Below are 25863 nucleotides of genomic sequence, written 5' to 3'. Positions count from 1 at the left end.
CTTCGAGGGGGGTGGGGATCATTTCGTGAATAACATTCGGTTACCGGATGGTAAGCGGTTGGCGGTGGGTATCGGAAGGTGTCAATCGTGGCGTCGCCCGGTTGTTACCCAGGAGTATTGAGCGGCTCGGGTTGTTTGGATAGCCTTCGATCCCACTCGGCCGGGATCCCCCGCCCGGCCGCCGCACTCCAGATTGGACCGTCGATGAAGGTCGTCCGTCTGCTCACGTCCGCGGTGCTGCTCGCGGCCGTGCTCCCCCCGACCGGGGCGGCCACCGCCGCGCCCGGCAGCGCCGCGACCACCCCCGCCGCCGGGTCGTTCTCCGTGCTCACCTACAACGTCGCGGGCCTGCCGGAGCTGATCTCCAGCGGCGACCCCGCGACCAACACCCGGCCGATCGGCGAGCGGATCAACGGGTACGACATCGTGCACGTCCAGGAGGACTTCAACTACCACGCCGACCTCTACGCCACCGACCGGCACCCGCACCGCACCCCGACCAGCGGGGGCGTGCCGTTCGGTGACGGCCTGAACACCCTGTCGAACTTCCCGTACAGCGACTTCGCCCGGGTCAAGTGGAACTCCTGCAACGGCACCGACTGCCTCACCCCGAAGGGCTTCACCGCCTCCCGGATCCGGCTGGCCGAGGGCGTCTTCGTGGACTTCTACAACGCCCACCCCAACGCCGGCAGCACCGAGGCCGACCTGGCCGCCCGCCGGTCGAACCTGTCCCAGCTCTCCGCGTACATCTCGGCCCACTCCGCCGGAAACGCGGTGGTCCTGATGGGCGACCTCAACGTCCGCTGGACCCGCACCGGCGACAACATCCGCGACCTGGTGGCCGCCAACGGCCTCACCGACGTCTGGGTCCAGCAGGAGCGGAACGGGACGCCGCCGGCCGCCGGCAGCCCCGCGCTGCTCTGCGACCCGGCGAACGTGACGAACGGCTGCGAGGTGGTCGACAAGATCCTCTACCGGAGCAACCGGCTGGTCCGGCTCGACCTGCGCCGCTACCACAACGAGCACACCAAGTTCCTGACCCCGACCGGTGGCCCGCTCTCCGACCACTACCCGCACGCCGCCTGGTTCGACTGGAGCCTCAACCCGACGCTGCGGGCCAGCGACACCTGGGGCGGCCCGCACGGCACCCCGTTCACCGACCTCGGCGCCGCCGGCTCCCGGGTCACCGGGATCACCCTGCGCGGCGCCAGCCGGCTCGACCAGGTCGCGCTCACCCTCGCCGACGGGCGCACCCTCACCCACGGCGGCACCGGCGGCACCGCCACCTCCCTGGCGCTGGCCGACGGCGAGCACGTCACCCAGGTCACCCTCACCCAGGGCAAGAAGGACGGGCACACCCGGATCTTCTCCGCCCGGCTCACCACCGACCGGGGCCGGGTGCTCGCCGCCGGCACCCCGACCGCCGAGGCGGTGACCTTCACCGCGCCGCCCGGCGGCCGGCTGGCCGGCTTCTTCGGCCGCAGCGGTACCGAGGTCGACCAGCTCGGCGTGATCTGGAGTGTCGGCGGCAACGGATAGTCTCAAAGCCGTGGCAGATCCCTCGACCTACCGTCCCGCGCCCGGCACCATCCCCGAGTCACCGGGGGTCTACCGGTTCCGCGACGGCACCGGCCGGGTGATCTACGTCGGCAAGGCGAAGAACCTGCGCGCCCGGCTCAACTCGTACTTCGGCGATCTGCTGGGTCTGCACGAGCGGACCCGGCAGATGGTCACCACCGCCGAGTCGGTCGACTGGATGACCGTCGCCACCGAGGTCGAGGCCCTCCAGCAGGAGTTCACCTGGATCAAGCAGTACGATCCGCGCTTCAACGTCCGCTACCGCGACGACAAGTCCTACCCCTACCTGGCGGTGACCCTCGACGAGGAGTACCCGCGGCTGCAGGTGATGCGTGGCGCCAAGCGCAAGGGGGTGCGGTACTTCGGGCCGTACTCGCACGCCTGGGCGATCCGCGAGACGCTCGACCTGCTGCTGCGGGTCTTCCCCGCGCGGACCTGCTCCGCCGGGGTGTTCAAGCGGGCCGGCCAGGTCGGCCGCCCCTGCCTGCTGGGATACATCGGCAAGTGCTCCGCACCCTGCGTCGGCACCGTCTCGGCCGAGGAGCACCGGCGGATCGTCGACGACTTCTGCGACTTCATGGCCGGGCGCACCGACAGCATGGTGCGCAAGCTGGAACGCGAGATGCGGGAGGCCAGCGAGCAGCTGGACTTCGAACGGGCCGCCCGGCTGCGCGACGACGTGGCCGCGCTGCGCCGGGCCATGGAGAAGCAGACCGTGGTGCTCGGCGACGGCACCGACGCCGACGTGGTCGCCTTCGCCGACGACCCGCTGGAGGCCGCCGTCCAGGTCTTCCACGTCCGCGACGGCCGGGTACGCGGCCAGCGCGGCTGGGTGGTGGAGAAGACCGAGGAGCTGACCACCGGCGACCTGGTGCACCACTTCTGCACCCAGGTCTACGGCGGCGAGCAGGGCGAGGCCGACGTCCCCCGGGAGCTGCTCGTCCCCGAGCTGCCCGCCGACGCCGACGCCCTCGCCGACTGGCTCACCACCCGGCGGGGCAGCCGGGTCACCCTGCGGGTGCCCCAGCGCGGCGACAAGAAGGCGCTGCTGGAAACCGTCGACCGCAACGCGCGCGACGCCCTCACCCGGCACAAGCTCAAGCGGGCCGGCGACCTGACCACCCGTGGCAAGGCACTCGACGAGATCGCCGAGGCTCTCGGCATGCGTACCTCGCCGCTGCGCATCGAGTGTTACGACGTCTCCCAGATCCAGGGCACCGACGTGGTGGCCAGCATGGTCGTCTTCGAGGACGGCCTGCCCCGCAAGAGCGAGTACCGCCGGTTCATCGTCCGGGGCGCCACCGACGACCTCTCCGCCATGTCCGAGGTGCTGCGCCGCCGCTTCGCCCGCTACCTCGACACCCGTGCCGAGACCGGGGAGATCGGCGAGGAGACCGCGTCGGACCCCGACCGCCCCGGCATCGACCCGACCACCGGCCGGCCGCGCAAGTTCGCGTACCCGCCGCAGCTGGTGGTGGTCGACGGCGGCGCACCCCAGGTCGCCGCCGCCGCCCAGGCCCTGGCCGACCTTGGCATCGACGACGTGGCGCTCTGCGGGCTGGCCAAGCGGCTGGAGGAGGTGTGGCTGCCCGACGACGAGTACCCGGTCATCCTGCCGCGCACCTCCGAGGGGCTCTACCTGCTGCAACGGGTTCGTGACGAGGCGCACCGCTTCGCCATCACGTTCCACCGGCAGCGGCGCTCGAAGCGGATGACCGAATCGGCGCTGGACGACGTGCCCGGCCTCGGTGAGGTACGCCGCAAGGCGCTGTTGCGGCACTTTGGTTCCCTCAAGCGGCTCGCCGCCGCCACCGTCGAGGAGATCACCGAGGTTCCGGGGGTGGGGAAGCGGACCGCCGAGGCGGTTCTCGCCGCCCTGAACGGCGACGCCGCCAAGGCCGCCGCCACCGACTGACCCGGCACGACTGAGCCCAGCCGATCCCCGTCTGCCCGTCGCCGCTGTCCGTCGCCCGTCGCCTCCCCGCCCCCGGGCACGTGCCTGGTCGCCTCGTTTGCGGCAGGTGGGGGTGTCCGGGGTGCTGGTCGGCCCGACATGGCGCAGGCTGAGTGGATCACCGGCGTGGGGGCACCGGCGTGGATCACCGGTGGGTGAGTGGGTGGATCGGTTGGCCGGTCAGGTGGGATCGGCGAGGACGGCGAGGATCTGCTCGCCGTACTTGGCGAGCTTGTTCTCGCCGACCCCGCTGACCCGGGACAGCTCGGCCAACGAGCCCGGCGCGTCGGTGGCGATCTGCCGCAGCGTCGCGTCGTGGAAGATCACGTACGCCGGGACACCCTGCTGCTTCGCGGTCGCCGCCCGCCAGGCGCGCAGCCGCTCGAACACGCCGGTGGCCTGTGGGGTCAGGTCGGCGACCACGGTGGCCGCGCCGCGCGGCTTCGCCGACCGGGACGACACCGACCGCTCCGGCTCGCGGCGCAGGGTGATGGTGCGGCGGCGGCCCAGCACCTCGGCGCTGGCGTCGGTGAGCGCCAGCGTGCCGTAGTCACCCTCGACCGCCAGCAACCCCTCGGCCAGCAGTTGCCGGACCACCGCGCGCCACTCCGACTCGCGCAGGTCGGTGCCGATGCCGAAGGTGCGCAACGAGTCGTGACCGTACTGGCTGATCTTGTCGGTCTGCTTGCCGAGCAGGATGTCCACGCAGTGGCCGGCACCGAACCGCTGGTTGCGCTCCCGGTCGAGGCGGTAGACGGTGGAGAGCAGCTTCTGCGCGGGGACGGTCCCGTCCCAGGTCTCCGGGGGCTCCAGGCAGGTGTCGCAGTTACCGCAGGTGGCGGTGCCGGTCTCGCCGAAGTATTCCAGCAGCTGCGCCCGACGGCAGCGGATCGTCTCGCAGAGCGCCAGCATCGCGTCCAGGTGGGTGGCGAGGTTGCGCCGGTGGGCCAGGTCCCCCTCGGACGTCTCGATCATCTTGCGTTGCTGCACCACGTCCTGGAGCCCGTACGCCAGCCAGGCGGTCGACGGCAGCCCGTCCCGGCCGGCGCGGCCGGTCTCCTGGTAGTAGCCCTCCACCGACTTGGGCAGGTCGAGGTGGGCGACGAACCGGACGTCCGGCTTGTCGATGCCCATCCCGAACGCGATGGTGGCGACCATGACCAGGCCGTCTTCGCGCAGGAAACGCTGCTGGTTCGCGGCGCGGGTGGCCGCGTCCAACCCGGCGTGGTACGGCAGCGCGGCGATGCCGTTGGCGACCAGGAACTCGGCGGTCTTGTCCACCGAGGCCCGGGACAGGCAGTAGACGATGCCGGCGTCGCCCGGGTGCTCGTCGCGCAGCAGGGCGAGCAGTTGCCGGCGCGGCTCCCGCTTGGGCACGATCCGGTACTGGATGTTGGGCCGGTCGAAGCTGGCCACGAAGTGCCGTGCCCCGGTGAGCTGGAGCCGGGTGGCGATCTCGGCCCGGGTGGCGCTGGTCGCGGTGGCGGTCAGCGCGATCCGGGGCACCGCCGGCCAGCGCTCGTGCAGCATCGACAGGGCCAGGTAGTCGGGGCGGAAATCGTGCCCCCACTGCGCGACGCAGTGCGCCTCGTCGATCGCGAAGAGGCTGATCCGGCCCCGGTCGAGCAGTTGCTGCACGCCGCGGGTGCCCAGCGCCTCCGGGGCCAGGTAGAGCAGGTCCAACTCGCCGGCGACGAACGCCCGCTCGACCCGGCGGCGGGCGTCGAGATCCTGGGTGGAGTTGAGGAATCCCGCCCGGACGCCGACCGCGGTCAGCGCGTCGACCTGGTCCTGCATCAGCGCGATCAGCGGCGAGACCACCACCGCGACGCCGTCGCGGACCAGCGCCGGGATCTGGTAGCACAGCGACTTGCCGCCACCGGTGGGCATCAGCACCAGCGCGTCACCGCCGGCCACCACGTGCTCGACCACCTCCTGCTGGCAGCCGCGGAAGGCGTCGTAGCCGAAGACCCGGCGGAGCACCCCGAGGGCGTCGGCGGTGTCCAGATCGGTGGGGGAGGACATCGTGGGATTGTACGAGCGGTGGCCGACAGCGCCCGACATCGACCGCGAGCGCGGCGGATTGTCATACGGGGAGAGGGGTCAATGTCGCCAGCGCATGGGCGATGGCGGCGCGGCCTGCGACTCGGCCCGCCCAGCTGACGTCCTCGGCGGGGCTGCCGCCGTCCTGATGCCGGCTCTTCCTGCTACACCGCCTGGCCGGTCATCTGGTCAGCACCGACCAGGCATTCCGGCCTGACCGCGGTGAATTTCATCCGGGGAACCCGATCTCGATGTCGAGACCGCCGGTGGCCCGGGTCCGGGCGTCGAGGGTTGCCCCGTGCGCCGCAACGATCGCGCGGACGATGGCCAGACCGAGTCCATGCCCGTGTCCGTCGGGGTGCCTGGTCCGGCGGTTGCCGACCTGTCGGAACGGCTGGAAAAGGGCGTCGACCTCGTCGGGTGGCACCATTGGGCCGGAGTTGCTGATCCGGATGGCGCCGCCGGTCGCGGTGGTCGTCGTGCTGATTTCGACCCAGCCGCCCGGAGCGTTGTGCCGCACGGCGTTGTCGATCAGGTTGACAACCAAGCACTCGATCAGGTCGGGGTCGCCGGTCGCCGGTGCCGGATCGAGGGCGGTGTGCATCCGGATGCTTCGCCGGGCGGCGTCCTGATGGCGGGCGGCTACCACCTCGGCAGCGGTGCCGGCGACGTCGAGCGGGATACGCAGTTGGGGGCCCTGTTCGCCGTGCGCGAGGGCGAGCAGGGCCTCGATGAGGCGTTCTTGTTGGCCGTTGAGTGTAAGGACCTCGTGGCAGGCCGACCGTAGGGTCTCGGCGGTGGCGTCCGGGTCGGCGAGCGCGACCTGGAGCACCGTCCGCTCGGCGGTGAGTGGGGTACGCAGTTCGTGCGAGGCGTTGGCGACGAAGTGCCGTTGTGACTCGAACGTGGCCTGTAGCCGCTGAAACAGGTCGTCGAGCGTCTCGGCCAGGTCGGTGAACTCGTCGTGCAGACCGGTCCGGCCGAGCCGGCGGTGCAGGTCGCTGGCGGAGATCTCCCGGGCGGTGGCGGTGATGGTGCGCAGAGGGCGCAGGAACCGGCCGGCGACGAACCAGCCGAGCAGCAACGAGACCACCACCAGGCCAGCGATGGCCCACGCCGAGGTGGTGAATTGCCGGTCCAGGTGACCGGCGTCGCCGGGGACGACGGCGGGGTCCGCGACCGGACCCGCCGGGATGGCCTGCCTGTTGCCCAGCAGCGAGATCGAGAGCAGCACGACGCCGGAGATCAGGAAGGGCACGGCGTAGAGGAGCGTGAGCTGGACGTGCAGGCTCCGCCGGGGAAGCCGGACGCGCATCAGGGTTCGCCGATCCGGTAGCCACCCTCGCGAACGGTGTGGATGATCGGAGGGTCGCCCAGCTTGGTGCGCAGCCTGCGGATGGTGGTCTTCACCGCCGTGGTGAACGGGTCCGCCGCCTCGTCCCAGACCCGTTCGAGCAGATCCTCCGTTGATACGAGCCGGCCGCGCGCGGCGAGCAGGCATTCCAGGACGGCGAACTCCTTCGGGCTCAGCTCCAGCCGGCGTCCTTCGCGGGTCGCCACCCGCCGGCCCGGGTCGAGCGTGAGCTCCCCGTACTCCAGAATTGGTGGCACGGCCGTGCCCGGCCGCCGACCGAGCGCCCGCACCCGCGCCACCAACTCGGCGAAGTCGAAGGGCTTGGCGAGGTAGTCGTCGGCGCCGAGGCCCAGGCCGTCGACCCGCTGTTTCACCGACGAGGCCGCGGTCAGCATCAGCACTCGGGTCGCCGAGTGCTCGTCCACGATCCGCCGGCACACCTCGTCGCCCGGCACGCCCGGCAGGTCGCGATCGAGCACCACCACGTCGTAGCGGGTCACGGCCAGGTTATCGAGGGCCGCGTGGCCGTCGAGGACCACGTCCACCGCTATGCCCTCACGGCGCAACCCGACACCCACCGTACGAGCCAGCACCTCGAAATCCTCGACCACGAGCACGCGCATGATCCCCACCATGCCACGGCCCGGGTGTCAGAACGGTGTCACCCGGCGGCACCGTCATGACACCGGCGTCCGCGTAGAACCGAAACCTGCAAACCGCGTTAGCAGGACGGAAAGGCTACGGATGGACATCGTTCTCGAAACTGATCAGCTCGGGAAGAGGTATGGCAAGGCCTGGGCGCTGCGGGACTGCTCGCTGCGCGTTCCGGCCGGGAGGGTGGCCGCGCTGGTCGGCCCCAACGGAGCGGGCAAGAGCACCCTGTTGCACCTGGCGGTCGGTCTGTTGCGGCCGGACGCCGGCGCCGTACGGGTCTTCGGCCGCACGCCGTACGACGACATCGCCGTCCTGTCCGAGGTCGGTTTCGTGGCGCAGGACACGCCACTGTACCGGGACTTCACGGCGGACGAGCTGTTCACCATGGGCGTCAAGCTGAACCGGCGCTTCGACACCGCGTTGGCGCACCGCCGGCTGGCGCAGATCGGCATCCCGCGCGACAAGCCGGTCGGCAAGCTGTCCGGCGGTCAGCGTGCCCAGGTCGCCCTCGCCCTGGCGATGGCCAAGCGCCCACGACTGCTGTTGCTCGACGAGCCGGTCGCCAGCATCGACCCGCTGGCCCGGCGGGAGTTCCTCCAGGCGCTGATGGCCGTGGTCGCCGAGACGGGCACCACGGTGCTGCTGTCCTCGCACATCCTGGCGGATCTCGAACGCACCTGCGACTACCTCATCGTGCTGCACGCCTCTCAGGTCAAACTCGTCGGCGACGTCGGCACCCTGCTCGCCGCGCACCGGCAGCTGGTCGGGCCCCGAGACGGCGGCCCGCTGCCCGCCGGGGTCGCGCGTGTGGTGCGGGCCGAGCACACCGATCGGCAGTCCACGCTGCTGGTCCGCACGAACACTCCGCTGCGGGATCCGGCATGGAAGGCGCGCGATGTGACTCTGGAAGACCTCATCCTCGCCTATCTCGGCGACGGCGACTTCCGTTCGCATGCCGCGTGGGAGGTGCCGGCATGATCTGGCTCGCCTGGCGGCAGCACCGCAAGCAAGCACTGTTCACCGCGATCGGCCTCGCGATCCTCGCCGTGTTCATGGTCCCCACCGGTCTGGCCATGCGGTACACCTTCGCCGACCTGGGCCTGGACGACTGCGTCCGCGCGCTGGGTACCGCCTCGATGATCCCGGCCGACGCCGACACCTGCGGCAAGGCGTCCATCCAGTTCAACGGCCAGTACAGCGTGATGACCATGATCGGTGTGCTCTTCCTCGTCCTGCCGCTGTTGGTCGGGCTGTTCTGGGGAGCGCCGCTGGTCGCCCGCGAGATCGAGCAGGGCACCCACCGCATGGTCTGGACCCAGGGCGTCAGCCGGGGACGCTGGGCACTGGTCAAGTTCGGAGTCGCCGGCGCCGTCGCGCTCGTCGCCTCGGTGATCTACGGACTGGGCGTCTCGTGGTGGCTGACCCCGATGAGCCAGGCCGGGCAGCACGGCCGCTTCAACGTCTTTTTCTTCGACATGCAGGGCACGGCCCCGATCGGCTACACGATCTTCGCGGTCGTGCTCGGCATCTTCGCCGGCACCATCTGGCCCAAGGTGCTGCCGGCGATGTCCGCCACGCTCGTCGGGTTCCTCGGGCTGCGCATCATCCTGACGACACTCGCCCGGCCGCACTACCTGCCCGCCCGCGTCCTGACCTTCCCGATCAAGGACGCCACCGAGCAGACCAACCCGGCCGCCGGCGACTGGATCCTGTCCTACGGCATCCGCGACGCCTCCGGCAAGATGGTCACAGCGAACGCGCAGATCGCCTGCGCGCCCGACGCCACCGGACCGGGCGCCGCGTGCGGCGCCGACCTCGGCATCGCCTCGGGTGCCTACAACTGGCAGCTCTATCAGCCCGGAACCCGGTTCTGGCTGTTCCAGGGCATCGAGACCGGCATCTTCCTCACCGCCGCCGCCCTACTGCTCTACCTCGCCGTCCGCCGCATCCGCCACGTCGCATGACCGCGAAGCCGTCCAAGGGAGGCCCCATGCGCACACTCACCTACCTCGCCGCCGCGGCCCTGGCCGCCGGCGTGGCCCTGCTGGCCACCATGCCGTCCGAGTCATCACCGGCCGCCGCCACGGGCGCCGGCCCCCAGGACGCCCAGAAGGCCATCCTCGCCGCGTTCGACCGCTATGACGTCGTGGCCGGGGCCAGCCCGAACGACATCTTCCTCGACCTGATCCGCAATCCCGCCTTCCCCGGCAGGGCCGACGTCATCGCCGTCGAGTGTGGCAACTCGCTCTACCAGCCACTTCTGGACCGCTACATCGCGGGCCAGGACGTGCCGCTGGCCGAGGTGCGCCAGGTGTGGCGCAACACCACCCAACCGAGCTGTGGGTTCTCCGTCTTCTACGAACGGCTCTTCCCGCTCGTACGCGAGGTCAACAAGAGCCTGCCGCCGGCGGAGAAACTGCGCGTGCTGGCCTGTGATCCGCCCATCGACTGGAACACGGTGACCAGCCCCGAAGGGCTCGCGCCCTTCGAGGAACGGGACCGCACCATCGCCGCGCTGATGAAGAAAGAAGTGCTCGCCAAAGACCGAAAGGCTCTCATGCTCTTCGGGATCAGTCACCTGCTGCACCGCGGCGGCAGCGCGGTCGCGATGTACGAGCAGGAGTTCCCCGGCGTCACGTACACCATCGCCACGCATTTCGGCTTCCAGAAGGACAACGAGAAGCTGGAGCAGCGGCTGGCCCGCTGGCCGGTGCCTTCGGTCGTACCGTTCGCGGGAACCTGGCTGGGCCAACTCGACGCGTCATACTTCGAGTCCCGGCCCGGGCAGCCGCCCGCAGCCATGGGCTACCCCGGCGCCGACGCCTACCTCTACACCGGCCCCCGGGCCCTCATCCTGCGGCAACAGATCGCCGCCTCCACGGTCCTGGACACGGCCTACCTCGCGGAACTCCGGCGACGAGCCGCCGCCGTAGAGGACCCCCCAGACGGCCTCATGCACCCAGAAACGTTCTTCCAGCGCGAACTCGAGTCAGGCGCATTGGAATTCGGGTCCTAACACATCAGGGGCGAGGAGCTGGGACTCCTCGCCCCTGATGACGCTGACCGGCGACGCCACTGAGACCGCCCAGCCGCAGTCGAAGCGGTAGTCGAACGGCCGGCCGAGAGGGTCGCGAGCGTGTCACCGAGGGGCGCGCCGGTAGGGGGCAGCCGGTCAGCCGGAGGTGATTGTGCCGGCGGGCGGGGGAGCGTCCTGCGTGATCCGGGAGACCGGACAGCCGCCGTACGAGGTATGGGTGGGAATCACCACGGACGGCTTCCACGCCGAGTGCGACTGCCCGGCCGGCGCGGAGCTGTGCGCGCACGCGGTGGCCCTCACCCTCGCTGCCCTGGCGGACGGCTTCGCCTGGTCCTCGGCGGCCACCCCGCCGTCGGTCATGGCGGTCGACCTCCGGGTCGCCGAGCTGGCCGACCTCGCGCGGAGCATCCCCGCCCGACCACTGGCGTTGCTGGTCGCCGAGTGGGCGGCCACGGATCGCGTGCTGGAGACCGCGTTGCGGGCGCACGCCGGCCAGCTCGCCCCCCACACCGCCGCCGAGTTGGACGGCATCCGTCGGACGATCGACAACCTCGCCCACGACGCGAGGAGCGGCCACCGTTGGGATCTGCACGACGTGGAGAAGGCCGGTCGGGCGATCGTCGAGGAGGTCGAGGTGCTCGCCCAACGACCGCCGACCGAGGAGACGTTGCTGCTGGTCGAGCGGGCCGCCCGCGCCTGGGACGGCATCTCCGGCTACCTCTCCGACGCCTGGGAGACGTACGAGGAGGAGCCGGCCGAGATCGGGGGCGCGCTACGGGCGGTCCACGTGCAGCTCTGCGAGCAGGTCCGACCGGATCCGGACGAGCTGGCTGCCCGGCTGGCCGAGATCATCGGGGCGGCCGAGGTCGAGTCCTGCCTCGACGAGCCGTGGGACTACCTCGGCGTGCTCGGCCGCCAGCGGGTCAAGGCGCTCCAGAACCGCCGCTGACGGTCGCCAGCATCCAGGCCGCCGGTACGCCGACCGGCGGGGGCGACCGGTCGGCCCGGTCGCCCCGAGGGGGCTGATCAGGCCCCGGTCGGTCGGTTGGCCAGCGCTCGCGGCGGGGCTTTCATCCCCACCACGATGTCGACAATCTCGATGTAGCGGGCCTTGCCGCCCGTCCGGAACGCCGTGGCTGCCGCGTTGATCTCCTCCAGGGTGTCCGCCTCCACCATGGTGACCTGGTCGTATTTGCCGTTGACGCCGGTGCAGACCACGTGGGTGAGCTGCTTGGCGAAGCGGGCCAGGTCGCGGGCGTGCTCGCGGGAGACCTCTCGGATGCCCTCCTCGCCGAGGGCGAAGTACTCCGGACTGATCTTCATGAACAGGAAGCCGACGTATTTGTTCTTCGCGGCCAGATCGTGCATGGCGCCCTCCGGTTCTGCGGGCCGTCACCTGCGGCGACCACGCAAAGAATGGGCTCGATAGCAGATCGTGAGCAACGAAACGATCTGTCGGGATTGCGACCGACACGGTGCCCCGCTCTGCCCGCCGGACCCGGGCCCGGACACCGCAAGGGCGGACCACGGCCGCCGGGCGTCGGTGTGGGCGGGCGGACCAACCGGCCCGGCGGGATAGAGTCGCTGATCGACCATGCGCGGCCGGGTGGACCGGACCGGCGTCACGGACCCGGGAGTGGTGAGTGAGCGAGGCGCGGACGGCCGACGGGTACGCCCCGGACGGCACGGCGATGACGGAGACGGACACCTCGTTGGTGGTGGTGACCGGGCTGTCCGGCGGTGGCCGCAGCACGGTGGCTCGGGCGTTGGAGAACGTCGGCTACTACGTGGTGGACAACCTGCCCCAGACGCTGCTGCTCGACATGGCCGAGCTGGCGGTCAAGGCCGGCGGCGCCGCCCGGCGTACCGCCATGGTGCTGGACGTGCGGTCCCGGGCCTTCTCCACCGACCTGGCCGGCGCGATCCGGGAGTTGAAGGAGCGCGGCTACTCACCCCGGGTGGTCTTCGTCGACGCCGACGACGAGGTGCTGATCCGCCGGTTCGAGAGCGTCCGGCGGTCGCATCCGTTGCAGGGGGAGGGGCGGCTCGCCGACGGTATCGCCGTGGAGCGTGGGCTGCTGGAGGAGGCCCGCGACCAGGCCGACGTCATCATCGACACCAGTCAGCTCAACGTCAACCAGCTCCGCCGGCGCATCGAGGAACTCTTCGGTGGCGAGGACGCCCGCCGGCTGCGGGTGACGGTGCTCTCCTTCGGTTTCAAGTACGGCCTGCCGCCGGACGCCGATTTCGTGCTCGACGCCCGGTTCCTGCCCAACCCGTACTGGGTGCCGGAGCTGCGCGAGCACACCGGCCGGGAGGAGTCGGTCAGCGCGTACGTGCTCGGCCAGGAGGGTGCCGACGCGTTCGTCTCCGCGTACGCCGACCTGGTCGGCGCGACCACGGCCGGGTTCGAGCGAGAGGGTAAGCGCTACCTGACCGTGGCCGTGGGCTGCACCGGCGGCAAGCACCGCAGCGTCGCGATCGCCGAGGAACTTTCCGGTCGGCTGCGCCGGTCCGGTCTGGCCGCCAACGCCCAGCACCGGGACCTGGGGCGGGAATGACCGCGACGAAGGTGGTCGCCTTCGGCGGGGGGCACGGACTGTCCGCCTCGTTGCGGGCGTTGCGGCACACCGCCGGCGAGCTCGACCTGGACATCACCGCGGTGGTGACTGTCGGCGACGACGGCGGCTCCAGCGGCCGGCTGCGCGCCGAGCGCGGCGGTCTGCCCCCGGGCGACCTGCGGCAGGCCCTCGTCGCGCTGGCCGGTGACCACCCGGCCACCCGGCGCAGCGCCGGGTTGTTCCAGCACCGGTTCAGCGGCGACAGCGGCGACGGCCTGGCCGGGCACGCGGTGGGCAACCTGGTCCTCTGCGGCCTGATGGAGCAGCTCGGTGACCCGGTGGCGGCGTTGGAGCACGCCGGCGCGATGCTCGGCGCGGTCGGCCGGGTGCTGCCGATGTCGCCGCAGCCGGTCGGCATCGAGGCCCAGGTCCGCGGCGCCGACCCGGGGCGGCCCGACGAGGTACGCACCGTGCGCGGCCAGCACCAGGTCGCGGTGACCACCGGACGGGTGGAGTCGCTGCGGCTCACCCCGGACGCCCCGGCCGCCTGCGCCGACGCGGTGACCGCGGTCGGTGCGGCCGACTGGTTGATCTTCGGGCCGGGCAGCTGGTACACCAGCGTGCTGCCGCACCTGCTGGTGCCGGGGCTGGCCGACGCGATCGTCGCCAGCCCGGCCCGACGGCTGGTCACGCTCAACCTGGCGAACGAGAAAGAGACCCTCGGGCTCTCCGTCGCCGACCACCTGGCCGCCCTGCACTGGTACCTTCCGCAGCTCACCGTCGACTACGTGCTGGCCGATTCGAAGGCGGTGGGTGACCCCGAACCGGTCAGCCGTGCGGCAGAATCGCTGGGTGCCCGGCTGGTTCTCGCCCCCGTCGCCGTCACCGACGGCTCCCCCCGTCATGATCCGGTCGCCCTGGGCGCCGCGTTGGTGCCTGTCCTGGGCGCCGATCGTTAAGCACGTACGTAATCACCGGCGACACGCCGGTACCGGTCCGTGGAGGGGCGCACAATGGCGATGACGGCTGCGGTCAAGGACGAACTGAGCCGGGTCGACGTGCCCAAGCCCTGCTGCCGGCGGGCGGAGATGGCCGCGCTGCTCCGGTTCGCCGGCGGGCTGCACATCGTCTCCGGTCGGGTGGTGGTGGAGGCCGAGCTGGACACCGGGGCGGTGGCCCGACGGCTGCGTCGGGAGATCGCCGAGGTGTACGGGTACCCCAGCGAGATCCATGTGCTGGCCTCGGGTGGGCTGCGCAAGGGCAGCCACTTCATCGTCCGGGTGGTCAAGGACGGTGAGTCCCTGGCCCGGCAGACCGGGCTGCTCGACGTGCGCGGTCGCCCGGTGCGTGGCCTGCCGCCGCACGTGGTGGCGGCCAACGTCTGCTGCGCGGTGTCCGCGTGGCGGGGGGCGTTCATGGCGCACGGCTCGCTGACCGAGCCCGGCCGCTCCAGCGCACTGGAGATCACCTGCCCCGGGCCGGAGTCGGCGTTGGCCCTGGTCGGCGCGGCCCGGCGGATCGGCATCACCGCCAAGAACCGCGAGGTGCGTGGGGTCGACCGGGTGGTGGTCAAGGACGGCGACGCGATCGCCGCGCTGCTCACCCGGATCGGCGCGCACTCCAGCGTGCTGGCGTGGGAGGAGCGGCGGGTCCGCCGTGAGGTGCGGGCCACCGCCAACCGGCTGGCCAACTTCGACGACGCCAACCTGCGCCGCTCGGCGCGGGCGGCGGTGGCCGCCGCCGCCCGGGTCACCAGGGCGCTGGAGATCCTCGCCGACGACGCCCCCCACCACCTGACCTCGGCCGGGCGGCTGCGCCTGGAACACCGGCAGGCATCCCTGGAGGAACTGGGTGCGCTGGCCGACCCGCCGCTGACCAAGGACGCCATCGCCGGGCGGATCCGCCGGCTGCTGGCGCTGGCCGACAAGCGCGCCCGCGACCTGGGCATCCCGGATACCGAAGCGGCCGTCACGCCGGACATGCTCGTGGTCTGATAGGACGGTGGGCCGGCGCGGGCGAGGCGGGATCCCACCCGCCGCAGCGCGGCGGCGCACGCTCGGATAAGGTCGCTGCGTACGGCAAGGGGGCCGGCACAGGCACTCCTCGCCGTGCTGCACCGCCTCCGGCGGTCAGATCCTCACGACCGCGGCGGGGTGGCCGAGATGAACCGTCAACGGCCGGCTCCAACGGTCGGCGAAAACACCTCCGCCGGCCCGCGTCTGACGCCGGCGGACAACACGCGAGGAGATGGGACCTGTGACCATCCGGGTTGGCATCAACGGCTTCGGCCGCATCGGCCGTAACTTCTTCCGGGCGGTGCTGGCGTCCGGCGCCGACATCGAGGTCGTGGCGGTGAACGACCTGACCGACAACGCGACGCTCGCCCACCTGCTCAAGTACGACAGCATCCTGGGTCGCCTCCCGCACGAGGTGAAGGCCACCGCCGACGAGATCACCGTCGGCGGCAAGATTATCAAGGCGTACGCCGAGAAGGACCCGGCGAAGCTGCCGTGGGGCGAGGTCGGCGCGGACGTCGTCATCGAGTCCACCGGTTTCTTCACCGACGGCACGAAGGCGAAGGCGCACGTCGACGGCGGGGCCAAGAAGGTCATCATCTCCGCCCCGGCGAAGAACGAGGACGTCACGGTCGTGATGGGCGTCAACCACGACCAGTACGACCCGGCGAAGCACACCATCATCTCCAACGCCTCCTGCACCACCAACTGCCTGGCCCCGATGGCCAAGGTGCTGCACGACACGTTCGGCATCCAGCACGGTCTGATGACCACCATCCACGCGTACACCCAGGACCAGAACCTGCAGGACGCGCCGCACAAGGATCTGCGTCGGGCCCGGGCCGCCGCGCTGAACATCGTGCCGACCTCGACCGGCGCGGCCAAGGCGATCGGCCTGGTGCTGCCGGAGCTGAAGGGCAAGCTGGACGGCTACGCGCTGCGGGTGCCGATCCCGACCGGCTCGACCACGGACCTGACGGTGAACCTCAACCGCGAGACCACGGTGGACGAGGTCAACGCCGCGATCAAGGCCGCCGCCGACGGCCCGCTCAAGGGCATCCTGGTCTACAACGAGGACCCGATCGTCTCCGCCGACATCGTCACCGACCCGGCGTCCTGCATCTTCGACGCGCCGCTGACCAAGGTGATCGGCAACCAGGTCAAGGTCGTCGGCTGGTACGACAACGAGTGGGGCTACTCGAACCGCCTGGTCGACCTGGTCAAGCTGGTGGGTCAGTCCCTGTGAGTGCGAACCCCGCAGTCACGAACGGGAGGCTGGCTCGGTGAGCATCCGCAACCTCGACGACCTGCTCGCCGAGGGGGTGTCGGGTCGGCGCGTGCTGGTGCGCGCCGACCTGAACGTTCCCCTCGACAAGCAGACCGGTGAGATCACTGACGACGGCCGGATCCGGGCCGTCCTGCCGACCCTGGGCGCGCTGGTCCAGGCCGGCGCGAAGGTGGTCGTCTGCTCGCACCTGGGCCGCCCGAAGGGCGCCCCGGACCCGCAGTTCAGCCTCCGCCCGGTCGCCGGGCGGCTCGGTGAGCTGCTCGGCGCGCCGGTGCACTTCGCCACCGACACCGTCGGTGACTCGGCCCGCGCCACCGTGGCGGGCCTGGCCGACGGCCAGGTCGCCCTGCTGGAGAACCTGCGCTTCAACCCGGGCGAGACCAGCAAGGACGCCGCCGAGCGGGGGGCGTTCGCCGACCAGCTCGCCGCCTTCGGCGAGGCGTACGTCGACGACGCCTTCGGCGCCGTGCACCGCAAGCACGCCAGCGTCTTCGACGTGCCGGCCCGGCTGCCGCACGTGGCCGGCCGTCTGGTGCTGCGCGAGGTGCAGGTGCTCGGCAAGCTGACCGGCGAGCCGGAGCGCCCGTACGTGGTGGTGCTCGGTGGGTCGAAGGTCTCCGACAAGCTGGCGGTGATCGAGGCGCTGTTGCCGAAGGTCGACCGGCTGCTCATCGGCGGCGGGATGTGCTTCACCTTCCTCAAGGCCCAGGGCCACGAGGTGGGCACCTCGCTGCTGGAGGAGGAGATGGTGCAGACCTGCCGCAACCTCCTGGAGCGGGCCCCGGGCAAGATCATGCTCCCGGTCGACGTGGTGGCCGCGGACGCCTTCGCCCCGGACGCCGCGCACGACACGGTCCCCGCCGACGGCATCCCGAGCCACCGGCTCGGGCTGGACGTCGGGCCCCGGACGGTGGCGGGTTTCGCCGCCGTGATCTCCCAGGCGAAGACGATCTTCTGGAACGGGCCGATGGGCGTGTTCGAGATGGCCGCGTTCGCGGCCGGCACCCGAGGGGTCGCCGAGGCGATCACCAAGGCCGACGCGTTCAGCGTGGTCGGCGGCGGTGACTCCGCCGCCGCGGTCCGTGCCTTGGGGCTGGACGATTCCGCCTTCGGGCACATCTCCACCGGAGGCGGCGCCTCCCTGGAGTACCTGGAGGGCAAGACCCTCCCCGGCATCGCGGCCCTGGAGAACTGATGGCGAGCGTGAGCCGCCGGCCACTGATGGCCGGCAACTGGAAGATGAACCTCAACCACCTCGAGGCCAACCTGCTGGTGCAGAAACTGGCCGCGAGCCTCACCGAGAAGCAGCTCACCGACGTCGAGTGCGTCGTCCTGCCGCCCTTCACCGACCTGCGCACCGTGCAGACCGCGGTGGACGGCGACAAGCTGCTGATCGGCTACGGCGCACAGGATCTGTCGCCGTACCAGTCGGGGGCCTACACCGGGGACATCTCCGGCCCGATGCTGGCGAAGCTGGGCTGCACCTACGTGGCGGTCGGCCACTCCGAGCGGCGGCAGTACCACCACGAGGACGACGCCCTGGTCAACGCCAAGGTGGCCGCCGCGCTGGCGAACGGGCTCACCCCGATCCTGTGCATCGGCGAAGGGCTGGAGATCCGGGAGCAGCTCAAGCACGTGCCGCACTGCTGCGACCAGCTCGACGCCGCCCTGAAGGGGCTCACCCCCGAGCAGGTCACCAAGGTCGTCGTGGCGTACGAGCCGGTCTGGGCGATCGGCACGGGCAAGACGGCGACCCCGGACGACGCCCAGGAGGTGTGCGGCGAGGTCCGCAAGCGCCTGGTCGAGACCTACGACCAGGCCACCGCGGACCAGGTCCGGGTCCTGTACGGCGGGTCGGTCAAGTCCTCGAACGTGGCCGCGATCATGGCCCAGCCGGACGTGGACGGGGCCCTGGTGGGCGGCGCCAGCCTGGACGCCGAGGAGTTCGCGAAGATCTGCCGGTTCCCGGAGCACACTGCGCGCTGATCGCTCGCTATCCTTGACTCCGCCCGTCCACCGGCCGGTGCCGTCGTGCCCGACCTGTCCGGGCGAGGATCATAACGAGAGGACTGACCCCAGCCATGCCGATCTGGTTCGCATACACGTTGATCGTGTTGCTGGTCATCACGAGCGTGCTGCTCACCATGCTGATCCTGCTGCACCGCGGTAAGGGCGGCGGCCTGTCCAGCATGTTCGGCGGCGGTGTCAGCTCCAGCCTGGCCGGCTCGTCGGTGGCGGAGAAGAACCTGGACCGCTACACCGTCCTGGTGAGCGTCATCTGGTTCGCCTGCATCATCGGGCTGGGCCTCTGGCTCAAGCTCGCGCTCACCAACGGGGCCTGATCCCGTCGGAGTCTCGGCGTACAATCTGCGCGCGGTCCGTCACGGACCGCGCGCAGTTGTGTTTGTGCACCGCGTCGCCGCCGCCACCCTCCGGGCGGTGGTCCCCTCCGACGACAGGAGCGAATTGCTGTGCCCAGTGTCAACATCATCCGGGGTGCGCGGGTCGGGTCGGCCCCCGAGCGCCCCGCCGAGCGCTACGAGCTGGCACCGCGCCGTCCGGTGACCTACTGGTGCCGCAACGGGCACGCCACCGAGATCAAGGTGGCGGTGGAGGCCGAAACCCCGTCGGTCTGGGACTGCCCGCGCTGCGGTCTGCCGGCAGGCCGGGACGCGGACAACCCGCCGGGCCGGGTCCGTCCGGAGCCCTACAAGACCCACCTGGCGTACGTGAAGGAGCGGCGCAGCGACGCCGAGGGGGAGGCGATCCTGGCCGAGGCCCTGGCCGCCCTGCGTCAGCGCCGCGGTCGCGGCTGACCCGCCGCGGCCCGACCGCCGCACCTGCCGGGCAGCGACAGCGGAGCCCCCGACCCGGTGGCGGGTCGGGGGCTCCGGGCACGTCGATCAGCGCAGGCTACGCGAGCGCGGCGGCACGCCGGCCGCGGCCGCCCGGTCCAGCAACCAGAGGGTACGCGCCACCCCCCGCACACCCGCCGCCGGCAACTGCCGTGGCCCGGCCCCGGCCAGCGCCATGCCGACCGCCCGGGCCTTGTCCCCGCCGCTGGCCACCAACCAGACCTCCTCGGCGGTGTTGATCGTCGGCAGGGTGAGGGTGGTCCGCACGGGCGGTGGTTTCGGGCTGCCCCGCACGGCGCTGACCGGCCGGGTGTCGTGGTGCACCGGATGCTCGGGGAAGACCGAGGCCACGTGCCCGTCCTCGCCGACGCCCAGCATCAGCACGTCGAAGTGGGGGAGCGCGGCGTGGCCGGGACGAGCCGCCCGCGCCAGTTCCTGCGCGTACGTGGCCGCCGCCGCCTCCGGGTCCGGCCCGTCGGGGCCGTCGGAGGCCGGCATCGGATGCACCCGGGCCGGGTCCAGTGGCACCACGTCCAGCAGCGCCGCCCGGGCCTGCGTCTCGTTGCGCTCCGGGTCACCGGCGGGCAGGAAACGCTCGTCGCCCCACCAGACGTCCACCCGGGACCAGTCGACCGCGTCCCGGGCCGGCAGCGCCGCCACCGCCCGGTACACGGCCGCGGCGATCCGGCCGCCGGTCAGCACCACCGCGGCCTGACCCCGCTCCGCCTGCGCGTCGAGCAGCTTCACCACCAGTCGGGCCGCCACCGCCTGCGCCAGCAGGTCGGCGTCGGCGTGGACGGCGACACTCGCCTCACTCATGTCTGCCTTCGTTTCCGGACCACGTCCACGCGGCCCTGTCGTCGTGCCGGGGCCGGTGAACCCCGTTGCCGGTGGGCCGCACCCGCCCGGTCCGTGTCGGCGACGACCCGTCGCCGACACGGACGGCCGTCAGTGGTTCGCGCTGGTGCCCGCGTGTGCGGTCACCCCGGCCTCGGCGCGTCGCGCCGTGGCCGGATCCTTCCACACGTGCACCCGCTTGGCGGGGCGCTGCTCCAGCCCGGTCAGTCCGGCCGCGGCGCCCAGCGCCTCGGCGTACACCTGGTCGGCGTCGAGCCGGCGCAACTCCTCGGCCAGTTCGTCACCGAGGGGGCGACGCACCAGCGGCAGTATCCGGTCGTCCTGGCCGGTACGCCGGAACGTCGCCAGGCTGTCGTCGCGGGTGAGGGTCAGCTCGTCGCCGTTGGCGCAGCGCAACTGCACCTGACGCATCCGGGGGTACGCGTCGGTGTGCTCCCCGCGGGGGGCGATGCCGAGCCGCGCGGCCAGCCAGCCGCGCATCAGCGCCGCCGTCGGGTCGGCGCGCGGCGCGACCACCGTCGCCTCGGTGACCCGGGCCTCGGTGGTGTCGAACGCCCCGGCGACCAGGGTCCGCCACGGGGTGATCCGGGTCCACGCCAGGTCGGTGTCGCCCGGGGCGTAGTCCCGGGCCCGCTGCCGCAGCGCCTCGATCGGGTCGGCGGCCTGCGCGGCGTCGGTGATCCGCCGGTCGGCGACCACGCCGAGGAAATCGGTGGCGATCTCATCCGGCGGCTCGCCGTGCCACCAGGTGACCACCGGGACGTCCGGCACCAGCAGCGGCATCACCACCGACTCGGCGTGCAGGGCCAGCCGCCCGTACATCCGGGTGACCACGGCCTCGCAGGGGCCGAGCCGGCCGCCGACGACGATCTCCGCGTCCAGCCGGTTGCGTTCCCGTTCGATGTCCGAGCGGACGACGACCAGCAGCCGGCACGGGTGGGCCGCGGCGGCGATGGTAGCCGCCGCCTCCGCCTCCCGGACCCGCTTCTCGTCCACCACCACGATCAGGGTCAGCGCCATTCCGCTGGCCACCCCGCCCGCGCTGCGCCGCTCCGCGGCCAGCGCCTTGACCACCTCGTTGCCGGTGGTGTCCCACAGGCCGATCACTGGAGCCTCCCGGTCTGCTCGCTTCGACTCTCCACGGCCGTCCGGCGACGGCGGCGACTCGCCCCGGCCACCGGGCGCTCTGCCCCGGCCACCGGACGGCGGCGCCCGCTCACGCCCGCCGCCAGGCGCGGCCCTCGCGGGCCAGCATCTCGTCGGCCGCCCGCGGCCCCCACTCGCCGGCCCGGTACGGCTCCGGCTTCGTGCCCTCCCAGGCGTGCTCCAGCGGATCCACCACCGCCCAGCTCTGCTCCACCTCGGCGGCGTCCGGGAACAGCGTCCGGTCACCGATCAGCACGTCCAGCACCAGCCGCTCGTACGCCTCCGGGCTGGACTCGGTGAACGCCTCGCCGTACTGGAAGTCCATCGCGATGTCGCGGACCTCCATCGTGGTGCCCGGCACCTTCGAGCCGAACTTCAGCACCACGCCCTCGTCCGGCTGCACCCGGATGACCAGCTGGTTGGGGCCGAGCGACTCCATGTCGGCGGCGTTGAAGGGCAGGTGGGGTGCCTTCTTGAAGATGACGGCCACCTCGGTGACCCGGCGCGGCAGCCGCTTGCCGGCCCGGATGTAGAACGGCACCCCCGCCCAGCGGCGGTTCTGGATGCCCAACTCGACGGCGACGTACGTCTCGGTGGTGGAGTCCGCCGGCACGCCGTCCTCGTCCAGGTAGCCGACCGCCCGCTGACCGCCCACCCAGCCGGGCAGGTACTGGCCGCGTACGGTGCCGTGGGCGATGTCCTTCGGCAGGGTGATCGCCTTGAGCACCTTCAGCTTCTCGGCCCGGATCTCGTCGGCGTCGAAGCTGGTCGGCTCCTCCATCGCCACCAGGGCGAGCAGTTGGAGCAGGTGGTTCTGCAGCACGTCACGGGCGGTGCCGACCGAGTCGTAGAAGCCGGCCCGGGTGCCGATGCCGACGTCCTCGGCCATGGTGATCTGCACCGAGTCGACGTACTTGGAGTTCCACAACGGCTCGAAGAGGTTGTTGGCGAACCTCAGGGCGAGGATGTTCTGGACCGTCTCCTTGCCCAGGTAGTGGTCGATCCGGAACACGTCCTGGCGGGTGAAGACGTCGTCGACCAGGTCGTTGAGTTCCTTGGCCGAGGGCAGGTCGTTCCCGAACGGCTTCTCCACCACCACCCGGCGCCAGCCGCCGCACTTCTCGTTGTCCGCCATGCCGGTGCGGGCCAGCTGCTTGAGCACCACGGGGAAGGCCGCCGGGGGGATGGAGAAGTAGAAGGCGGCATTGCCGTGGATGCCGTGGCTGTCGCGCAGGTCGTCCAGGGTGCGGGCGAGCCGGTCGAACGCGGCGTCGTCGTCGAACGAGCCGCCGACGAACTTGATGTTGCCGGCCAGCCGGGACCACACCTCCTCCCGCCACGGCGTGCGGGCGTGCTGCTTGGCCGCCTCGTGGGCCAGCGACTCGAAGTCGCCGTCGCCCCAGTCCCGCCGGGCGAAGCCGAGGACCACGAATCCGGGGGGCAGCAGACCCCGGTTGGCCAGGTCGTAGACCGCCGGCAGCAACTTCTTCCGCGCCAGGTCACCGGTCACCCCGAAGATCACCAGAGCGCAGGGCTCCGGGATCCGGGGGAGTCGTCGGTCCTGCGCGTCGCGCAGCGGGTTCACGCCGCCTCCTCGCTCGGTCTGGTCCAAGTTGTCCATCGTTGCGTCCGTCATCGTGCCGATCGCATCCCGTAGCTGCGCCAGGCCGGCCGGTCGGTCGGTCAGGTGCAGCCGCAGCACCGGCCGACCCAGGTCGGTCAGCGCCTGCCGGTCACCGGCGACCTGCGCCGCCTGCAACCGTCCCAGGGAGTACGGGCGGTCCGGCACCGGCAGATCAGCGTCCACCGCACCGGTGACCTGAAGATAGCCGTCCGCCGGCGAGCCGCTCGGGTCGTACCATTCGGTGGAATGCGGCAGCCGGCCCCAGCCGAAGGTCACCGGCCGCCCGATTGCCCGTGCCAGCGCCGGCCGCAGTCGGGCCGCGTCGGCGTCGGCCACCGGGTCCAGGTACGCGGCCACCGCCAGCGCGCCGCCGTCGCCCACCTGGCCCGCCAGGTGGCGCAGCGCGCCGCGCAGGTCGGCGGGGGCGCCCGGTGGGGCGTACACCTCGATGGCGCCCTCGGTGAACGAGGGCGTCGGCTCTCCGGCGGCCAGGGCGTGGCCGAGGTTCGGCGTGCCGCCGGCCTGGGGCGGGTCGCCGCTGCGCGCCGCCGTGGCCAGCGCCGTCGCGTACTCCCAGGCCAGGAAGTGCGCGCCGAGCGGTCCGGTGACCGCCAGGTCGGCGGGGCACCCACCACCAGGTACCGCCCCGGCGGTCAGCGCGCCGCCGTAGCTGACGGTCAGCACGCCCGGCCCGCCCACGTCGGGCGCGTCCGGGGACTCCACCGGTACCGGCCGGATACCGGCCCGGGCGAGCAGCCGGGCGATCCAGTCACCGAGGCCGTCCAGGCCGGTGCCGTCGGGGACCAGTGCGACCGTGCCGCGCCCGCCGCGGGCCGCCGCGGCCAGCGCCGCCCCCAGCGCCAGGGCGGGATCGTCCTCGTCGTGGGACAGGGCCGCCGCGAACGCCTCGGCGTCGTCCAGGACCGCCGCCACCTCGACCCCGGCCAGCGCGGCCGGGACCAGATCCAGCGCGGTCAGCGCCGGGTACCGGGCGTCCGGGCGCGGGCCCACCGGCAGCACCAGTACGCCCAACTCGTCGGCGGTGGCCGCCAGCGGCGAGCCGGGGGCGGTCACCACCACGAAACGCCGGGCCGCCTCAGCCTTGATCATTCCGGCGCTCAGGAACGCCCGCCAGTACGCCCGGCCCAGCGCGTCGACCGTCACCGAGTCGCCGTCCGGATCGGCCAGCACGACCACGGTCCGGTCCAGGCGGTCGGCCAGCGCCGCGCGCACCCGCCCGGGGTCGGTGCCGTCGAGCACGGTCAACGGCCGGCCCAGGGTGCGGGCCATGGCCTCGGCGGACAGCGTCGTGCCGGCCGGGCCGACGAGCACCACGTGGTCCAGGTCGCCCAGCTCGGCGACCAGTTCGGCGAGCTGGGCGACCAGCTCCCGGCGGTTGCGGTGGGCGTCCGCGGGGACCGGCCCGGACGATGTCTCCGGCCCTGGCCCGGTCAGCGTCGCCGGATTCGGCTCGGTCAGCGCTGCCCGGTCCGGGTGGGCCAGTCGCGCCGGAAGGCCGCGCGCGACCAGCTCCGCGCGGACCGCCGCACTGCCGGCCACACCGTCCGCGCCGTGCACGGCGAACCCGGCGGTCGCCACCGCCGGGCCGGCCATCAGGTCAGTCATGTCGCCGTCCGTCCCGGGTCGGCGGTGGCGTCCCGCGCCGCGCGGCCCTCGCCCCGCGGCGCGTCGGACGCCATCGTCACGCGTTGCCGCCGGCCTGGGCGGCGGCCCGCGCGTTGCCCTTCGCGGCCGCGCCCGGCCGACCGGTGCCCTGCGCCGCCTCGGACAGGGACTTCCGCACCCCGTCGAGCAGCTCCTGCCAGCTGGCCTCGAACTTCTCCACGCCCTCGCGCTCCAGGGTGGCGATCACGTCGGTGATGTCCACCCCGACCGACTCCAGGTCGGTGAAGACCCGCCGCGCCGCGTCGTACGACCCGGTGATGGTGTCGCCCCGGGTCTCGCCGTGGTCGGCGTAGGCGTGGATCACCGACTCGGGCATGGTGTTGACCGTGCCGGGGGCGATCAGCTCCTCGACGTAGATGACGTCCCGGTAGTCCGGGTTCTTGGTCGAGGTGGACGCCCACAGCGGTCGCTGCGGGTGCGCGCCCGCGTCGGCGAGGGCCTGCCAGCGGGCGGAGGAGAAGACCTCGCCGTAGCGCTCGTAGGCGAGCTGGGCGTTGGCGACGGCGGCCTTGCCGCGCAACGCCTTGGCCTCGTCCGAGCCGATCTTCTCCAGTCGTTTGTCGACCTCGGAGTCGACCCGGGAGACGAAGAAGGAGGCCACCGAGCCGATCTTCGACAGGTCGTGGCCGTTCGCCTTCGCCTGCTCCAGGCCGGCGAGGAAGGCGTCCATCACCTGCGAGTAGCGCTCCAGGCCGAAGATCAGCGTGACGTTGACGCTGATCCCCTCGGCCAGGGTCGCGGTGATCGCCGGCAGACCGGCCTCGGTCGCCGGGATCTTGATGAACAGGTTCGGCCGGTCCACCAGCCACCACAGCGCCTTGGCCTCGGCGACGGTCTTCTCCGTCTCGTGGGCCAGCCGGGGGTCGACCTCGATGGAGACCCGGCCGTCGACGCCACTGCTCGTGTCGTACGAGGGGCGCATCACGTCGCAGGCCCAGCGCACGTCGTACGTGGTGAGCATGCGGACGGCCTCCTCGACGTCCACGCCCCGGGTGGCCAGCTCCCGCAGTTGCCGGTCGTACTCGTCGGCGTCAGCCAGCGCCTTGGCGAAGATGGTCGGGTTGGTGGTCACCCCGGCCACGTGCTTCTCCCGGCGCAGCTGGTCCAGCCCGCCGGAGCTCAGCCGCACCCGGGAGAGGTCATCGAGCCAGACCGCCACGCCTGCGGCGGTGAGTTCGCTCAGCCTGTCCGTCGTCATACCGTTCACGCT

22 protein-coding genes are annotated in these 25863 nt (G+C 72.0%); 14 read left to right on the top strand and 8 right to left on the bottom strand.

All coding sequences use genetic code 11. The annotated features are described in order from the left end of the window. The first annotated feature begins 204 nt into the window (after window positions 1-204). The gene (locus E1182_RS05715; RefSeq protein WP_132261603.1) at window positions 205-1539 is read left to right on the top strand and encodes a jacalin-like lectin; all 1335 of its coding nucleotides are present in this window, start codon (window positions 205-207) and stop codon (window positions 1537-1539) included. 10 nt (window positions 1540-1549) lie between these two features. Further along, complete coding sequence (gene uvrC, locus E1182_RS05710; RefSeq protein WP_132261602.1) at window positions 1550-3493, top strand: excinuclease ABC subunit UvrC; 1944 nt, start codon at window positions 1550-1552, stop codon at window positions 3491-3493. A gap of 219 nt (window positions 3494-3712) precedes the next feature. Here uvrC and recQ read toward each other — a convergent pair whose 3' ends face one another. The 3 genes from recQ to E1182_RS05695 all read right to left on the bottom strand — a co-directional run bounded on the left by recQ (window position 3713) and on the right by E1182_RS05695 (window position 7552). Further along, the gene (gene recQ, locus E1182_RS05705; RefSeq protein WP_132261601.1) at window positions 3713-5557 is read right to left on the bottom strand and encodes a DNA helicase RecQ; all 1845 of its coding nucleotides are present in this window, start codon (window positions 5555-5557) and stop codon (window positions 3713-3715) included. A 247-nt stretch (window positions 5558-5804) separates the two neighbouring features. Then, window positions 5805-6890 carry a HAMP domain-containing sensor histidine kinase gene (locus E1182_RS05700; protein WP_132261600.1) on the bottom strand — a complete coding sequence of 362 codons (1086 nt, stop codon included), beginning with the start codon at window positions 6888-6890 and terminating at the stop codon, window positions 5805-5807. Next, window positions 6890-7552, bottom strand: a complete 663-nt coding sequence (locus E1182_RS05695) for a response regulator transcription factor (RefSeq protein ID WP_132261599.1) — start codon at window positions 7550-7552, stop codon at window positions 6890-6892. The genes E1182_RS05700 and E1182_RS05695 overlap by 1 nt, the downstream gene beginning before the upstream one ends. Window positions 7553-7673: 121 nt before the next feature. On the opposite strand from E1182_RS05695, the gene E1182_RS05690 reads away from it, so the two are divergent. The 4 genes from E1182_RS05690 to E1182_RS05675 all read left to right on the top strand — a co-directional run bounded on the left by E1182_RS05690 (window position 7674) and on the right by E1182_RS05675 (window position 11569). Further along, window positions 7674-8561, top strand: a complete 888-nt coding sequence (locus E1182_RS05690) for an ABC transporter ATP-binding protein (protein ID WP_132261598.1) — start codon at window positions 7674-7676, stop codon at window positions 8559-8561. After that, window positions 8558-9547, top strand: coding sequence for a transporter (locus E1182_RS05685; RefSeq protein ID WP_132261597.1), 990 nt, complete (start codon window positions 8558-8560; stop codon window positions 9545-9547). The genes E1182_RS05690 and E1182_RS05685 overlap by 4 nt, the downstream gene beginning before the upstream one ends. Before the next feature lie 26 nt (window positions 9548-9573). After that, window positions 9574-10599, top strand: a complete 1026-nt coding sequence (locus tag E1182_RS05680) for a hypothetical protein (protein ID WP_207921280.1) — start codon at window positions 9574-9576, stop codon at window positions 10597-10599. Between the two features lie 199 nt (window positions 10600-10798). After that, window positions 10799-11569: an SWIM zinc finger family protein gene (locus tag E1182_RS05675; protein WP_165942523.1), complete on the top strand. Its 771-nt coding sequence runs from the start codon at window positions 10799-10801 to the stop codon at window positions 11567-11569. Between the two features lie 77 nt (window positions 11570-11646). Here E1182_RS05675 and E1182_RS05670 read toward each other — a convergent pair whose 3' ends face one another. Next, on the bottom strand, window positions 11647-11988 hold the full coding sequence (locus E1182_RS05670) for a hypothetical protein (RefSeq protein WP_132261595.1): 342 nt from the start codon (window positions 11986-11988) through the stop codon (window positions 11647-11649). Between the two features lie 323 nt (window positions 11989-12311). On the opposite strand from E1182_RS05670, the gene rapZ reads away from it, so the two are divergent. The 8 genes from rapZ to E1182_RS05630 all read left to right on the top strand — a co-directional run bounded on the left by rapZ (window position 12312) and on the right by E1182_RS05630 (window position 19300). Continuing rightward, the gene (gene rapZ / locus E1182_RS05665) at window positions 12312-13181 is read left to right on the top strand and encodes an RNase adapter RapZ (protein WP_132261616.1); all 870 of its coding nucleotides are present in this window, start codon (window positions 12312-12314) and stop codon (window positions 13179-13181) included. Continuing rightward, window positions 13178-14140, top strand: coding sequence for a uridine diphosphate-N-acetylglucosamine-binding protein YvcK (yvcK, locus tag E1182_RS05660; protein ID WP_132261594.1), 963 nt, complete (start codon window positions 13178-13180; stop codon window positions 14138-14140). Before rapZ ends, yvcK begins: the two co-directional genes overlap by 4 nt. A gap of 54 nt (window positions 14141-14194) precedes the next feature. Then, window positions 14195-15175: a DNA-binding protein WhiA gene (gene whiA, locus E1182_RS05655; protein WP_132261593.1), complete on the top strand. Its 981-nt coding sequence runs from the start codon at window positions 14195-14197 to the stop codon at window positions 15173-15175. Window positions 15176-15437: 262 nt separating this feature from the next. Continuing rightward, on the top strand, window positions 15438-16442 hold the full coding sequence (gap, locus tag E1182_RS05650; RefSeq protein ID WP_132261592.1) for a type I glyceraldehyde-3-phosphate dehydrogenase: 1005 nt from the start codon (window positions 15438-15440) through the stop codon (window positions 16440-16442). Window positions 16443-16479: 37 nt separating this feature from the next. After that, window positions 16480-17679: a phosphoglycerate kinase gene (pgk, locus tag E1182_RS05645; protein ID WP_132261591.1), complete on the top strand. Its 1200-nt coding sequence runs from the start codon at window positions 16480-16482 to the stop codon at window positions 17677-17679. Beyond that, window positions 17679-18470: a triose-phosphate isomerase gene (gene tpiA, locus E1182_RS05640; protein ID WP_132261590.1), complete on the top strand. Its 792-nt coding sequence runs from the start codon at window positions 17679-17681 to the stop codon at window positions 18468-18470. Before pgk ends, tpiA begins: the two co-directional genes overlap by 1 nt. A 95-nt stretch (window positions 18471-18565) precedes the next feature. After that, entirely contained in the window at window positions 18566-18826 is a 261-nt protein-coding gene (gene secG, locus E1182_RS05635; RefSeq protein ID WP_132261589.1) for a preprotein translocase subunit SecG, read from the top strand. Window positions 18827-18955: 129 nt separating this feature from the next. Next, window positions 18956-19300, top strand: coding sequence for an RNA polymerase-binding protein RbpA (locus tag E1182_RS05630; protein ID WP_132261588.1), 345 nt, complete (start codon window positions 18956-18958; stop codon window positions 19298-19300). An 87-nt stretch (window positions 19301-19387) separates the two neighbouring features. Here E1182_RS05630 and pgl read toward each other — a convergent pair whose 3' ends face one another. From pgl to tal, 4 genes are all read right to left on the bottom strand, one after another. Next, window positions 19388-20158, bottom strand: coding sequence for a 6-phosphogluconolactonase (gene pgl, locus E1182_RS05625; RefSeq protein WP_132261587.1), 771 nt, complete (start codon window positions 20156-20158; stop codon window positions 19388-19390). Between the two features lie 129 nt (window positions 20159-20287). Continuing rightward, window positions 20288-21304, bottom strand: a complete 1017-nt coding sequence (locus E1182_RS05620) for a glucose-6-phosphate dehydrogenase assembly protein OpcA (protein WP_132261586.1) — start codon at window positions 21302-21304, stop codon at window positions 20288-20290. 109 nt (window positions 21305-21413) lie between these two features. Next, complete coding sequence (gene zwf / locus E1182_RS32915; protein WP_371687517.1) at window positions 21414-24593, bottom strand: glucose-6-phosphate dehydrogenase; 3180 nt, start codon at window positions 24591-24593, stop codon at window positions 21414-21416. 76 nt (window positions 24594-24669) lie between these two features. Next, window positions 24670-25851: a transaldolase gene (gene tal / locus E1182_RS05610; protein WP_132261585.1), complete on the bottom strand. Its 1182-nt coding sequence runs from the start codon at window positions 25849-25851 to the stop codon at window positions 24670-24672. Window positions 25852-25863: the final 12 nt, after the last annotated feature.

The organism is Micromonospora sp. KC721 (assembly GCF_004348355.1).
GTDB lineage: Bacteria > Actinomycetota > Actinomycetes > Mycobacteriales > Micromonosporaceae > Micromonospora.
This window is presented reverse-complemented; position numbering and strand designations above follow the sequence as displayed.